Here is a 13244-nt window from a genome sequence, read left to right as displayed (position 1 = left end):
TCTTTTTAATTGATCTAATGTGTAACACCGTCCCGCTTGATGACTTTAAAAAAAGTCAAAAACAGGATCCGCATATCTAGGAGAAATGACCGGTGCCGCAGATAGTACACATCCAATTCTACTTTGTCAGGTATTGGTAATTCATCACGGCCATGAATTTGCGCCCAGCCAGTGAGTCCTGGCAAGATAGTGTCTACTTGTTTTGCCGATCGCAAGGCAATTAAATCGTCTTGATTATAAAGAGCGGGACGCGGACCAACAAAGCTCATATCGCCCTTGAGTATGCTCCACAATTGTGGCAATTCATCCAGACTCGATTTTCTGAGAAAAGAGCCAATCGGTGTCAAATACTGATCGGGGTTACCTAGCAAATGCGTTGCTACAGCAGGAGTATCAACGCGCATGCTGCGAAATTTGGGCATTTTAAAAATTTTATTGTACCGACCCACCCTGTCAGACCAATACACGATAGGTCCGGGTGAGGTCAGACTTACGCAAACGGCGACGATTACCACCGGAAGCAGCAAGATGCATGCCGCAATGAGAGCGAGGCTGAGATCAAATACACGTTTCAAAGCTTATCCTTTTGATTTACTATTTTTAATGGCATCCGCCGTTGCTTGCAAGCCCTGTTGCGTGGTGAACGGAGGAGTCCAGCCCAACAGTAGCCGTGCTTTCGAAATATCAACTTGAAGAGACTGACACAAGCGTTCTGCCACTGATTTTTTACCCGCTAAACTAGCGGCATAGAGTAGCAACTTAGGTGGAAAAGGCCAAAGTCTGGACTGTACGTGTAATGCTTGTGCACAGCATTGTAATAGCTGCGCAGTCGATAAATCCTGTCCATCAGAGACTAAAAATACTTGTTGCGCTGCTTTCGGGTGATCAATACACGCCAGAATCAGACTGACCAGATTATCTAAGTACACAAAGCTGCGTCGGTTGTCTATGCTGGCGAGCGGTAGTGGAACACCTTTCTGTACCCAATTCAGCATACTGAGGAAATTAGCTTTGACCCCGGGGCCATATACTAGTGGCGGGCGTATGATGGTAATTGCCATTCCAGTTTCACGCCCCAAAGCCAGCAGGGCAAGCTCTGCTTCATATTTCGACATGCCGTAAGCATCTTCTGGTTGGGGTTTGCTATCCTCGGTGAAGGCTTGGTTATTAATGGTATGTTCACCATTAACTTTGACTGAACTGATAAAGATAAACTGCTTTACTCCTGCTCTAGCTGCCTGACGTGCAAGATTGATAGTCGCATCTACATTGACTTGGCGAAACAGCGCCAACGGATTAGCTGCAGTTTCATTCATCACATGGACTCTCGCGGCACAATGGATAACATGCGTTAATCCTGATAACAGTTTTGTCCAGTCGGTCTCTGCACTTAAGTCAGGGATGCGTTCATAGCGAGTAAGCGTATTTGCGCTGGTAGTCGCTTGTGCTTGGCGACTAACGCAAATCAGTTCCTCACCATATTGTTGTAGTTGATCTGTGAGTCTCCGTCCCACGAAGCCAGTCGCACCAGTGAGCAAAATAGTTCTTCTCATATTGCTTATTTCGCCAAGGGTAAGCTGGCTACCGGTTTTTGTCGGGAATAGACAAAGTAGCGTCTAGATAAAAATTTCAGGAAGCTAGAAATAAACCAATAGGCATGCTTAGAAATAAGCTGGCGATTTTTATGTGCTGCCAGATGAATCGCCTTAAATTGAGGGTAGTACAAGACGCCTTTACCTACTATTTTTTGAGACCGGTAGCAAATATCAACGTCTTCAAAATACATAAAGTAGGCTTGATTAAAACCATTTAATTGATTGTAATGCGCTGCGTCAAAAGCTAGAAACGCTCCTGATGCCCAGTCAACATAAGAAGCTTGCATGATGGAGTTTTTATCGTAATGCTGGGTCAGCGACTTTGCCATCATGATTTTTAGCAAGGACTTGTAAGTCGGAAAGTAGCGGATATTGGCATCCGTTAGCTTGTACTCAGCATCTTTGAACAAGTTAATGCTGGCGATTACGCAGGCATCCTTTTTCATTTGTGTCACCAGCGCGCGAATTGTTTTCGGCGTAGTACTTAGATCAGGATTCATCACAATAAAGTAGTCGCCTGGTTGAACGCCGAACTCTGCACTTACCTTTTTAAATAAGAAATTATTATTTTCGCCAAAACCCAAGTTCGGTTTTGAGTTTGTATAACTAATCCCATAATGCGAACAATAATTTTGTAGTTCTGCGTTCGGTCGGTTGTCTTTGATCCAAACCTTAATGTCATCGCCGCTGTGTACGCTATGAAGCAAACCGCCAAGTTGGCTGGCGATCAGTAATTTTTCGTGTCCGTGGCTGATAATGGCGACATGGATCATATGCTCTTGCATCCTTCGGGGAGTATTTTTTATCCGGCATTGCGAATCTTGATATTCGAACTTACTCAAAATTCGCTAGCATTCTCTTTGTAGTCCGTTGTACTGTGTTTCTTTATTGCCTTTCTTGGGTATTTTATGCAAGTCTGTACCAGAAAACCATTCCCACACAGTTTAAAATAAATGACTAGTATTACAAAAAACATATTTTATTTAATCTTAGTTCAAGCAGTGATTTATCTCGCTCCGCTCATTACACTGCCATATTTAACTAGAACTTTAAATGTGAACAATTATGCGGCACTTGGTTTTACGCAGTCAGTAATCCAATACTTCATTCTTATCACTGATTATGGCTTTGGGATTACAGCAACTCGACTGATTGCCATTAATAGTAGTGATAACAAAAATATTTCTTCGGTCATTGCAAACACTATTGCAATCAAACTGTTATTAGCTGGTGCTTCGGGTATTTTTTTACTTATTCTGATCGCTTTTTTTTACGATATTCGTCAAAATACAGCGTTGATATTTGCTTGTTTCATTGGAGTGATCGGAAATGCACTTTTCCCGACTTGGTTATTTCAGGGGCTAGAGCGAATGCGATCTTTGGCGCTCATTACAGGTGCGTCACGCATCCTTCCTTTGCCATTATTTTTCATCTTTGTAAAAAATGCAGATGATGTGGTTACAGCCGCAGTTTTGCAAAATATTCCCGGCATCATTGCAGCAGTACTCTCTTTTTATTATCTATCTTCCAAGAATATTTTCACCAAAACTCAAGTTAATATCAGCAGCATTAAGTTACTATTGAAAGAAGGTTGGCCAGTATTTTTATCTAATATCTCTACTAGCTTTTATACGACAATCAACATTATCCTGTTAAAGATTTTCGCAGGTGCAGATCAAGTGGCCTATTTTGCAGCAACTGACAAAATTCGCATTGCTGCGCAAGGTTTTATTCAGCCGATTGCGGCTGCTCTATTTCCAAGAATTGCGGCCTTGAGCCAAGCTGCTGATAAGGCAGAAGAGTCGAAATCGGTCATTAAGAAAGGTGCAATTTTACTGATCAGCCTAGAGTTTTTTTGCGGTTTAGTGATGTACTTTTTCGCAGAAACTATTGCAGAGCGCTATTTAGGTAAGGCCTTCTTACCTGCTGCGTTCTATCTGAAGTCATTGGCGTTTTTGCCTGTCATTATTGCTGTTGCGACGATTTTGTCTCAGTGGCGGTTTTTAGCTTTGGGCGAAAGCAAAGTTCTTAGCAAGATATATTTAATTGCGGGACCATTGCATGCTGTTTACGCGACTTTTCTTACTTATCAGTATCAGTCAAATGGTTTAATCTCAAGTCTGTACATTACTGAAATTTCTATTACTGTCGCCATGATCGTCGTTGCGAGAAAAAAGAATATTTCTCTGATGTAGAGCTTTTTAGCAGAATCCAGACCACTTTATATTTTTTGAAATATGCCAAAAATTGATATTGCGCTTGCTTCTTATAACGGAAAAAAATATATTTCCGATCAAATCGCTTCGATTTTGGCTAATGAAATTATGCTTAAGGATTTTTCCTTGGGTGACATTATTATCTCCGACAATATGTCAACAGATAGCACAGCGGCTATTGTCTCTGAGATCGCCCGGCAACATCCAAATGTAAGATTGCTTATCAATCAAGAGCGCGGTGTTATTAGTAATTTTAATCATGCAATCAAGAATTCGACCGCAGATTACATTATGTTGTCAGACCAAGACGATATTTGGTTTAGCAACAAAATACATAGAACAATTGAAAAATTGCTTGAGGTCGAGAGCGAAGGAGATCGATCAAGTCCTGCTTTAGTATTCACTGATCTGACCGTCACTGATAGTCAGTTAAACACAATCAGCACATCTTTTTTTCAGTCTCAAAAAATCAAACCAGATGGCTACAAAGCGGCTAAGAATATATTTTTTTCTAATGTTGCTCCAGGATGCACGATGGCGTTTAACCGACAGCTTGTAGAGTTGGCTTTGCCTGTGCCTGAGCAGGCAGTAATGCATGATTGGTGGTTGATTTTGGTAGCGAGCACTTTTGGCAAAGTGTCGCATATCAGCGATCCGACGATCTTCTATCGTCAACACGAAAACAATCAAGTTGGAGCGAAAAAGAGAAGATATCGAGATTTACTATTTTCCCCAAGGGTAAAGTATGCCCTTGCCAAAAACAGTCTTAACAACGCAGCGAAGCAAGCCGCAAGTTTCAAATACCGGTTTGGCTCAATACCAAAACACAGTATCGAGGCGATTGATTTTTTGGTTGAGTTTGGTGGTATGTCAAAGTTAAGACGATTAGCTGGGCTTAAAACAAAAAAAATTGAAAACCGAACTTTTCTCGGCACTGTCATTTTGTATTTATTAGCACTGACAATGCCGACTATAAAGTAAACTGAGTAAATATTCAGGACGTCAAATTCTGCGCGTCTAATTGTTATGAGGCTCTAGGCAAGCCGCCAGTGCATCTTGCCAAGCTGGTGGCAGTATGCCCAATTCATCCCTTAATTTATCACTTGATAAAATAGAGTTAAGCGGGCGTTTGGCTGGTGTTGGATAGTCTGTTGAAGGTATGCCCAATACAACCGGAGCATTTTTTTTCAGCAATCTCTTAGCATCTGCTTGTCGCATGATCTCTTGAGCAAAACCACACCAGTTTGTAGTGCCATCTGAAGTAAAATTATATGTCCCTCCATGCTCCTTCCACCAATCCTGAGACCTGCCGGCAATTTGCCATTGACTGACAATATCCGTAGTCGCTTGAGCAATCCAGCCAGCCCACGTTGGCGCACCCCATTGATCACTGACGATTTTTAATTCTTCCCGTTCATTTGCTAAACGCAACATCGTGAGCAAGAAATTTTTACCGAACGTGGAGTAGACCCAGCTGGTACGCAAAATCAGATGATTGCAATTGCTGGCAATGATTGCTTGTTCGCCCGCAAGTTTGGTCTTGCCATAAACATTGATAGGCGCTGTCTGATCTTCCTCTGTATAGGCAATTAGACTGCCGTCTTCTGCATGCTTGCTTCCGTCAAATACATAATCAGTCGAATAGTGAATCAGCGCTCCACCTATTTTTTTGATTTCCTCTGCCATGATGCCCGGAATGTCACCATTAATCGTCTGCGCGAGATTAGCTTCAGCTTCTGCCTTATCCACCGCCGTATAGGCAGCAGGATTAATGATTAAATCAGGCTTAATATCTCGTATCAGTTGACGAACTTGATCTGGATTACTTAAATCCATTTGAGCCCGTTGCGGGGCAATGAGTTCAGTTTGATGCAAGTGTTGCAGAGTACTTAGTAAAGCATTTCCAACCTGGCCAGTGCTACCTGTCAGTAAAATTCTCATTCAAATACCTCTGCATCTGCGAGCAGTTTACCTATTTGATCTTTAGCAGACATCACTGGCTCGTTCTCTAATGGCCATTGAATACCAATTGCAGGATCATTCCATTGCAAGCAGCGTTCATGCTCTGGCGCCCAATAATCGCTTGTTTTGTAAAGAAATTCCGCTTTGTCGCTGGTTACTAAAAAACCATGAGCAAAGCCTGGAGGTATCCATAGTTGACGCTGATTAGAGGCTGATAAGCTAACGCCAGTCCATTGTCCAAAGCGCAGCGAGCTTTTACGTAAATCAACAGCAACATCAAAGACTTCGCCAGAGATGACCCGTACTAATTTGCCTTGAGCTTGCTGGATTTGATAGTGCATACCACGCAGTACGTTTTTTGCCGACATGGAGTGATTATCTTGTACGAAATTTGTTTCTACGCCAGTGAGTTCTGCAAATTTTTTGGCATTAAAGCTTTCGTAAAAAAAGCCGCGATCATCGCCAAACACGCGTGGCTCAATGATCATTACTTCAGGCAAATTAGTTGGGGTAACTTTCATAATCTCTTCTTAAGTTGAAATGTATTTAGTATGCTTTGTTATTGAGTAGTTGAAGAAGATAGCGACCATATTCATTCTTTTTAAGTGGCTGGGCCAACTTTTCTAATTGAGCATCGTCAATATAACCCCGACGGAAAGCAATTTCTTCAGGGCAAGCGACTTTAAGGCCCTGACGTTTTTCTATCGTCGAAATAAATTGACCTGCTTCTAACAGGGACTCATGCGTACCAGTATCTAGCCATGCCATGCCGCGTCCCATCAATTCTACTTTGAGCTGCGCTTGCTTTAAGTAAACATTATTGACATCGGTGATTTCTAGTTCGCCTCGGTGTGATGGTTGTATATTGCTTGCGATATCCACCACCTGTGTATCGTAGAAATATAGCCCGGTAACAGCGTAGTTAGATTTCGGCTTTTCTGGCTTTTCTTCTATGCTGATGGCTTGCCGATGTTGATCAAAATCGACTACGCCATAACGTTCCGGATCATGAACGTGGTAAGCAAAAACCGTCGCGCCATTGTGATTGCTATCGGCTTGTTTTAGCTGAGTTTCAAAATCATGGCCGTAATAAATATTGTCACCAAGGATGAGTGCGGATGGCGAGTTGCCGACAAATTCTTTGCCAATAATAAATGCTTGGGCCAATCCGTCGGGACTGGGTTGAATCGCGTATTGCAAGCTGATGCCCCATTGCGATCCGTCTCCCAATAACTCCTGGAAGCGCGGTGTATCTTGTGGCGTGGAGATAATCAAAATATCTTTAATACCCGCTAACATGAGAGTGGTCAGCGGATAGTAAATCATCGGTTTGTCGTACACAGGCAATAATTGCTTGGAGACCGCTTGGGTTACTGGATAAAGCCTAGTCCCTGAACCACCAGCCAGAATAATCCCTTTACGTTTAGTCATAGTTGAGCTCATGCGACCACCTCTTTGTCATTTTTATATTGCAAATCAACCCATTTTAAATACTCGCCTGACTGTACTTGGTTGACCCATTCGTCATTGGCTAAATACCATTCCACCGTTTTACGTAAACCCGTTTCAAAGGTTTCTGCTGGCTTCCAGCCCAGCTCTTTTTCTATCTTGCGCGCATCAATCGCGTAACGACGATCATGGCCAGGTCTGTCTTTGACGTGTTTGATCTGATCACGATAACTGCCATTGGCTTTTGGTTGCAATTGATCCAGTAAATCGCACAAGGTATGAACGACACTTAAATTGCTTTGTTCATTCCAGCCGCCAACGTTGTATGTTTCGCCCAGACGACCATCGGCCAATACGCGACGGATCGCTGCACAATGGTCGGTAACGTAGAGCCAGTCACGCACTTGCTGGCCGTCGCCATACACAGGCAGGTCTTTACCCGCACGGGCGTTGGTAATAATTAACGGGATGAGCTTCTCGGGGAAGTGATAAGCGCCGTAGTTGTTAGAGCAATTAGTAGTCAGCGTAGGCAAACCGTAAGTGTGATGATAAGCGCGTACTAAATGGTCTGACGCTGCTTTAGATGCCGAGTAGGGGCTATTGGGCGCGTAAGCAGTAGTTTCAGAGAACGGCGGATCTTCTGCACTTAAAGTGCCATAGACCTCATCGGTGGATACATGCAAAAAGCGGAAAGCAGCTTTTTCTGGTACTGCTAAATTTTGCCAATATGCACGAGTAGCTTCTAACAGACTGAAGGTGCCATTAATATTCGTTGTGACGAAAGCAGCAGGTCCGAGAATAGAGCGATCGACATGACTTTCTGCAGCAAAATGCAAAATAGCTCTTGGCTTATATTTTTCTAAAAGTGCCGTTAAAGTGGCACCATCATTAATATCACCCTGTACAAACAAGTGACGAGCATCTTGCCGCAAGTCCTTAAGATTGTTGAGATTGCCTGCGTAAGTCAATTTGTCGTAATTGATTACCGGCTCATCATGTTGCTTTAGCCAATCGAGTACAAAATTGGCACCAATAAACCCCGCTCCGCCTGTTACTAAAATCATGCTTGTATCCTTTTCCAAAAACCATGATTTTACGCGACTCGCTATCTATTTCGTAGTGCTAAGAATAATTTACATTTCAGTGAAATTAAATTATGGACTTTAAAGTTACTATTTGAGGCCAAATAGAGCAGTTTTATCGTCTGATAATACATTCTAAGAAGTTGATGCTAAAAACTCTATGTTTGCCTTGATTTAATATCAGGGCGAGAGAGGGGGCGTAAATGATGTTTTAGATAAGAACTATACAAAATCGCCCTAACTGGGCTGTGGCGGCTATTTGTGCTAAACCTTGTACTAAAGTACCGACTTTATTGTAAGGTATCGCGGGGAAATTTGTGTTAATTCTAAGGTAAGGATTAAATATACCCACTGTAAGTATATTTAAATCGCCAAATGAATATATGGGGAATGTGATGGTTTTTGGATGGATTATAGGGAGTATATGATTTGACAGTACTGAATTAGTATATAACCCAAATAATAGTGATGGAAACGCAGATCTACATTCCTATGTTGAATTCATGCAGTGACCAACCTCCGGTCAAATCACATTAGTTTGTGAAGTGCAAATCCAAGCAACTATCACTAATGCGTAAGCAAAAACGATAATGGAAGCGATGGAGAGTTTCATGGTTATTTCCCTCAGATATAAAATGCGATACTTAAACGACATCGTAGAAAGTAATATTTTTTGCAATTGTCTATCGAATTCATAATAGGAGATGTTGCTGATTTTTTCAGCAACAAATTGTGTGGAAATTGTAACGAAATATATTTCAATATTAACTTTTTGGCAGCATAAACTGATGGCGATCGGGCTCCGCTTAAAAAGTTCGCTAATACCCCTTGAAATGACATGGATACCCCCCAAATCAATTGTCTATCTGTAATTGATTTGGAGATGAGCAATGCAAGAGCAAGAAAAACCGTCAGAAGTGACTAATCCTGAAGAAGCCGCTGTGTCAGAAATCCCTCAAGACGCACCAGCAGGACAAGAGTCAGTAGTTGATACCTTGGCTCAATTAGAAGCAAAAGTATCGGAGTTGCAAGATGCGTTTATGCGCGCAAAAGCAGAGGGCGAAAATATTCGTCGTCGTGCCCAAGAGGATATTGCGAAGGCGCATAAATTTGCGATTGAGAGCTTTGCTGAGGCAATGGTGCCAGTCAAAGATAGCTTGGAAATGGCGCTCAAAATTGAAACTCCTTCAATTGATTCATTAAAAGAAGGCGTGGAAATGACGTTGAAGCAATTAAGCTCCGCGTTTGAGAAAAACCGCCTGCTTGAGATTAGCCCTGTAACTGGTGACAAGTTAGACCCAAACAAGCATCAAGCAATCTCTATGGTTCTAGCTGAGCAAGACGCTAACACCGTCGTTACAGTGTTACAAAAAGGCTATACGATCGCAGATCGGTTATTGCGCCCAGCTCTGGTTACGGTCGCACAAGCTAAATAAGAAAAATAAGTAAAAACCCCTAAAAAATGCTTGAAATTAGGGTTTTTTGCCCGATATCCAAACCAATAGAGCGAAAATGCCGATGTAAAACTGAGGTATAGAGCTCAAAAATAGTGAATAAATAAACTCAAAGGGAAATATCATGGGAAAAATGATCGGTATTGATTTAGGAACAACTAATTCCTGCGTGGCCATTATGGAAAACGGCCAGCCAAAAGTAATCGAAAATGCAGAAGGTGCGCGTACTACACCGTCCATTATTGCTTACCAAGAAGATGGCGAAATTTTAGTCGGCGCATCCGCTAAACGTCAGGCTGTGACCAACCCGGTCAACACTTTGTACGCCGTTAAACGTTTGATTGGCCGTAAGTTTGAAGAAAAAGAAGTTCAAAAAGATATCGGTCTGATGCCTTACTCCATTTCTAAAGCAGACAATGGCGATGCATGGGTTAGCGTACGTGACAAAAAATTAGCGCCACCGCAAATCTCCGCAGAAGTTTTGCGTAAGATGAAAAAAACGGCTGAGGATTACCTCGGTGAAGAAGTGACAGAAGCCGTCATCACTGTGCCTGCTTACTTTAATGATGCACAACGTCAGGCAACTAAAGACGCTGGCCGTATCGCTGGTCTGGACGTAAAACGCATCATCAATGAACCAACTGCCGCTGCATTAGCATTTGGCTTGGATAAAATTGAAAAAGGCGATCGCAAGATTGCAGTCTACGATTTGGGTGGCGGTACCTTTGACGTTTCCATCATTGAAATCGCTGATGTCGATGGCGAAAAGCAATTCGAAGTATTGTCTACTAATGGTGATACTTTCCTCGGCGGTGAAGATTTTGATCAACGCATCATTGATTACATCATTGAAGAATTCAAAAAAATCAATGGCCTCGATCTGAAAAAAGACCCAATCGCATTGCAACGTATTAAGGCATCTGCAGAACGCGCCAAGATTGAATTATCCAGCGCGCAGCAAACAGAGATCAATGAGCCGTATATTGCGATGGCAAATGGCGCACCGGTGCATTTGAACTTGAAAATCACTCGCGCCAAATTAGAAGCCCTAGTTGAAGAATTGATCAAAAAAACGATAGAGCCTTGCCGTATCGCGATCAAAGATGCAGGCGTTAAAACCAGCGACATCGATGACATCATCTTGGTCGGTGGTATGACACGTATGCCTAAAGTACAAGAACTGGTGAAAGAATTCTTTGGTAAAGAGCCACGCAAAGACGTTAATCCAGATGAGGCAGTTGCCGTCGGTGCAGCGATCCAGGGTGCGGTATTGTCTGGCGAGCGTAAAGATCTGTTGTTGCTGGATGTAACACCTTTATCCTTGGGTATCGAAACTCTGGGTGGTGTAATGACCAAGATGATTCAAAAGAACACAACGATCCCGACTAAGTTCAGCCAAGTGTTCTCGACAGCGGATGACAATCAACCAGCGGTGACGATCAAAGTGTTCCAAGGTGAGCGTGAGATTGCCGCCGGTAATAAAGGTTTGGGCGAATTCAATCTGGAAGGTATTCCACCATCATCACGTGGCACGCCACAAATTGAAGTAACTTTTGATATCGATGCCAATGGTATTTTGCATGTAGGTGCGAAAGATAAAGCAACTGGCAAAGAAAACAAAATCACTATTAAAGCAAACTCCGGTTTGACGGAAGATGAAATCCAGAAGATGGTGAAAGATGCTGAGCTGAACGCTGACGAAGACAAAAAAGTCAAAGAATTGGCTGAGTCTCGTAATCAAGGCGACGCCTTAGTTCATTCAACCAAAAAAGCTTTGAGTGAGCATGGCGATAAGCTGGATGCAGGCGATAAAGAAAAAATCGAGGCTGCAATCAAAGATTTGGAAGAAATTCTGAAAACTGGCGATAAAGCTGAGATTGATACCAAGATTGGTGCTTTATCTACTGCATCGCAGAAGCTGGGCGAAAAAGTCTATGCCGATATGCAAGCTCAACAGGCTGCTGCCGGTGGTGCGGCGGCAGGCGGTTCTTCTTCTAACGCTGGCGCATCCGATGCCCACGCTAAAGATGATGATGTCGTTGATGCTGACTTTAAAGAAGTTAAAGACGGCAAGTAATTAGTCCGGCGGGAGATTCCCGCCATGACTCGCCGGGCAGTTAATCGTGTTGACGATTTCCTGCTCGGCGTTTTTGCTTAATTCGCTGATATAAAACAAGGTGCAAAGAGATGGCGAAGCGTGATTTTTACGAAATTCTGGGCGTCGCAAAGAACGCGACAGAAGACGAAATCAAAAAGGCTTATCGTAAATTAGCGATGAAGTATCATCCAGATCGCAATCCGGATAGTAAAACCTCAGAAGAGAAGTTCAAAGAGGGTAAAGAAGCATATGAGATGCTGTCTGACCCGCAAAAGCGTGATGCATATGACCGTTACGGACATGCCGGCGTCGATCCGAATATGGGGGGCGGCGGAGGTGGCGGTGGTGCTGGTTTTGCAGATGCTTTCGGTGATATTTTTGGTGATATTTTTGGTGGTGGTCGTGGTCGTAGCAATGGTCCGCAAGTGTATCGCGGTGCTGACTTGCGTTACAACTTAGAGATTTCATTAGAGCAAGCCGCGAATGGTTTTGATACCACGATCCGTGTGCCTAGCTGGGATGAGTGCGATACCTGCCATGGTTCTGGTGCTAAGCCGGGTACACAGCCGGTCACATGTACTACCTGCGGCGGGCATGGACAAGTTCGCATGCAGCAAGGTTTGTTCAGTATTCAGCAAGCTTGTCCTAAGTGTCATGGCACTGGCAAGATGATTCCTGAACCTTGCACCACTTGTTCTGGTGTTGGTCGCATCAAGCGCAATAAAACTCTGGAAGTTAAAATCCCAGCAGGTATTGATGATGGTATGCGGATTCGCTCATCAGGCAATGGCGAACCTGGCGTCAATGGTGGTCCTCCGGGTGATTTGTATGTGGAAATTCACATCAAACAACATCCGGTGTTCCAGCGTGAGGGAGACGATTTGCATTGCGAAATGCCGATTTCTTTCGTCAAAGCAGCTTTGGGCGGCGATATTGAAGTGCCAACCCTGAGCGGTAAAGCGTCTTTTACTATTCCTGAAGGCACGCAGTCTGGCAAGACATTCCGTCTGCGCAGCAAAGGCGTTAAAGGGGTTCGATCAGGTTATGCCGGTGATTTGTTCTGCCATGTTGTGATTGAGACGCCAGTCAAACTCACAGACAAGCAAAAAGAGTTGCTACGTGATTTTGAACAATTAACTGTCGAGGGCGGAGCGAAGCACAATCCGCAAAGTAAGACTTGGATGGATAAGGTTAAAAAGTTTTTTGAGTGAGCTTGAATAGCTTTAAATGAAATATCTTTATTTGTTAAAAACAGTTTGTCATCAATGACGATAAGCGCTAACCCCATCAAATTATTTTTGATGGGGTTTTTTATTAGAGCTTCTTGCAAAATACCCAAACCAGTAAAGTCGAGCATGGGTGTGGCCACTGTTGCGATTGGTTTTCTT

12 protein-coding genes are annotated in these 13244 nt (G+C 43.1%); 5 read left to right on the top strand and 7 right to left on the bottom strand.

Annotated elements, in window-relative coordinates; all coding sequences use genetic code 11:
* Positions 1-14 precede the first annotated feature (14 nt).
* The 3 genes from QN395_RS18415 to QN395_RS18405 are packed head-to-tail and all read right to left on the bottom strand — an operon-like array spanning position 15 to position 2368.
* Complete coding sequence (locus QN395_RS18415; protein ID WP_322121304.1) at positions 15-575, bottom strand: sugar transferase; 561 nt, start codon at positions 573-575, stop codon at positions 15-17.
* A 3-nt stretch (positions 576-578) separates the two neighbouring features.
* A complete protein-coding gene (locus QN395_RS18410; protein WP_322121305.1) occupies positions 579-1553 on the bottom strand; it encodes an SDR family oxidoreductase in 975 nt (324 codons plus the stop codon).
* Positions 1554-1558: 5 nt separating this feature from the next.
* On the bottom strand, positions 1559-2368 hold the full coding sequence (locus QN395_RS18405) for a glycosyltransferase (RefSeq protein ID WP_323492714.1): 810 nt from the start codon (positions 2366-2368) through the stop codon (positions 1559-1561).
* 180 nt (positions 2369-2548) lie between these two features.
* Here QN395_RS18405 and QN395_RS18400 point away from each other — a divergent pair, with 180 nt between their 5' ends.
* A complete protein-coding gene (locus QN395_RS18400) occupies positions 2549-3790 on the top strand; it encodes a flippase (protein WP_322121307.1) in 1242 nt (413 codons plus the stop codon).
* Between the two features lie 42 nt (positions 3791-3832).
* Entirely contained in the window at positions 3833-4792 is a 960-nt protein-coding gene (locus QN395_RS18395; protein WP_322121308.1) for a glycosyltransferase family 2 protein, read from the top strand.
* A gap of 36 nt (positions 4793-4828) precedes the next feature.
* Here the strand turns inward: QN395_RS18395 and rfbD are convergent, their stop codons facing one another.
* From rfbD to rfbB, 4 genes are read right to left on the bottom strand one after another with little or no spacing between them, the layout of a single operon-like run.
* Positions 4829-5752 carry a dTDP-4-dehydrorhamnose reductase gene (gene rfbD, locus QN395_RS18390; protein WP_323492715.1) on the bottom strand — a complete coding sequence of 308 codons (924 nt, stop codon included), beginning with the start codon at positions 5750-5752 and terminating at the stop codon, positions 4829-4831.
* Positions 5749-6294, bottom strand: a complete 546-nt coding sequence (rfbC, locus tag QN395_RS18385) for a dTDP-4-dehydrorhamnose 3,5-epimerase (protein WP_322121309.1) — start codon at positions 6292-6294, stop codon at positions 5749-5751. The genes rfbD and rfbC overlap by 4 nt, the downstream gene beginning before the upstream one ends.
* A gap of 25 nt (positions 6295-6319) precedes the next feature.
* Entirely contained in the window at positions 6320-7216 is an 897-nt protein-coding gene (gene rfbA / locus QN395_RS18380) for a glucose-1-phosphate thymidylyltransferase RfbA (RefSeq protein ID WP_322121310.1), read from the bottom strand.
* Positions 7213-8286, bottom strand: a complete 1074-nt coding sequence (rfbB, locus tag QN395_RS18375; RefSeq protein WP_322121311.1) for a dTDP-glucose 4,6-dehydratase — start codon at positions 8284-8286, stop codon at positions 7213-7215. The genes rfbA and rfbB overlap by 4 nt, the downstream gene beginning before the upstream one ends.
* Before the next feature lie 908 nt (positions 8287-9194).
* Between rfbB and grpE the strand changes: the two genes are divergently transcribed.
* From grpE to dnaJ, 3 genes are all read left to right on the top strand, one after another.
* Positions 9195-9740: a nucleotide exchange factor GrpE gene (grpE, locus tag QN395_RS18370; RefSeq protein WP_322121312.1), complete on the top strand. Its 546-nt coding sequence runs from the start codon at positions 9195-9197 to the stop codon at positions 9738-9740.
* Positions 9741-9882: 142 nt separating this feature from the next.
* Complete coding sequence (dnaK, locus tag QN395_RS18365) at positions 9883-11835, top strand: molecular chaperone DnaK (RefSeq protein ID WP_322121313.1); 1953 nt, start codon at positions 9883-9885, stop codon at positions 11833-11835.
* A 110-nt stretch (positions 11836-11945) separates the two neighbouring features.
* A complete protein-coding gene (dnaJ, locus tag QN395_RS18360; RefSeq protein ID WP_322121314.1) occupies positions 11946-13067 on the top strand; it encodes a molecular chaperone DnaJ in 1122 nt (373 codons plus the stop codon).
* Positions 13068-13244: the final 177 nt, after the last annotated feature.

Origin of the sequence: Undibacterium sp. RTI2.2, assembly GCF_035018705.1 — a bacterium.
In the GTDB taxonomy this organism is placed as follows: Bacteria; Pseudomonadota; Gammaproteobacteria; order Burkholderiales; family Burkholderiaceae_D; genus Undibacterium.
Note: the sequence above shows the minus strand (reverse complement) of the source record. Positions and strands in the feature narration are given on the sequence as shown.

What these genes read in the sequence shown, in the direction of transcription:
- rfbD (WP_323492715.1), bottom strand. Translation starts at nt 5,752, where the DNA reads ATGAGAATTTTACTGACAGGTAGCACTGGCCAGGTTGGAAATGCTTTA.
- rfbC (WP_322121309.1), bottom strand. Translation starts at nt 6,294, where the DNA reads ATGAAAGTTACCCCAACTAATTTGCCTGAAGTAATGATCATTGAGCCA.
- QN395_RS18405 (WP_323492714.1), bottom strand. Translation starts at nt 2,368, where the DNA reads ATGATCCATGTCGCCATTATCAGCCACGGACACGAAAAATTACTGATC.
- grpE (WP_322121312.1), top strand. Translation starts at nt 9,195, where the DNA reads ATGCAAGAGCAAGAAAAACCGTCAGAAGTGACTAATCCTGAAGAAGCC.
- dnaK (WP_322121313.1), top strand. Translation starts at nt 9,883, where the DNA reads ATGGGAAAAATGATCGGTATTGATTTAGGAACAACTAATTCCTGCGTG.
- dnaJ (WP_322121314.1), top strand. Translation starts at nt 11,946, where the DNA reads ATGGCGAAGCGTGATTTTTACGAAATTCTGGGCGTCGCAAAGAACGCG.
- rfbB (WP_322121311.1), bottom strand. Translation starts at nt 8,286, where the DNA reads ATGATTTTAGTAACAGGCGGAGCGGGGTTTATTGGTGCCAATTTTGTA.
- rfbA (WP_322121310.1), bottom strand. Translation starts at nt 7,216, where the DNA reads ATGAGCTCAACTATGACTAAACGTAAAGGGATTATTCTGGCTGGTGGT.
- QN395_RS18395 (WP_322121308.1), top strand. Translation starts at nt 3,833, where the DNA reads ATGCCAAAAATTGATATTGCGCTTGCTTCTTATAACGGAAAAAAATAT.
- QN395_RS18400 (WP_322121307.1), top strand. Translation starts at nt 2,549, where the DNA reads ATGACTAGTATTACAAAAAACATATTTTATTTAATCTTAGTTCAAGCA.
- QN395_RS18410 (WP_322121305.1), bottom strand. Translation starts at nt 1,553, where the DNA reads ATGAGAAGAACTATTTTGCTCACTGGTGCGACTGGCTTCGTGGGACGG.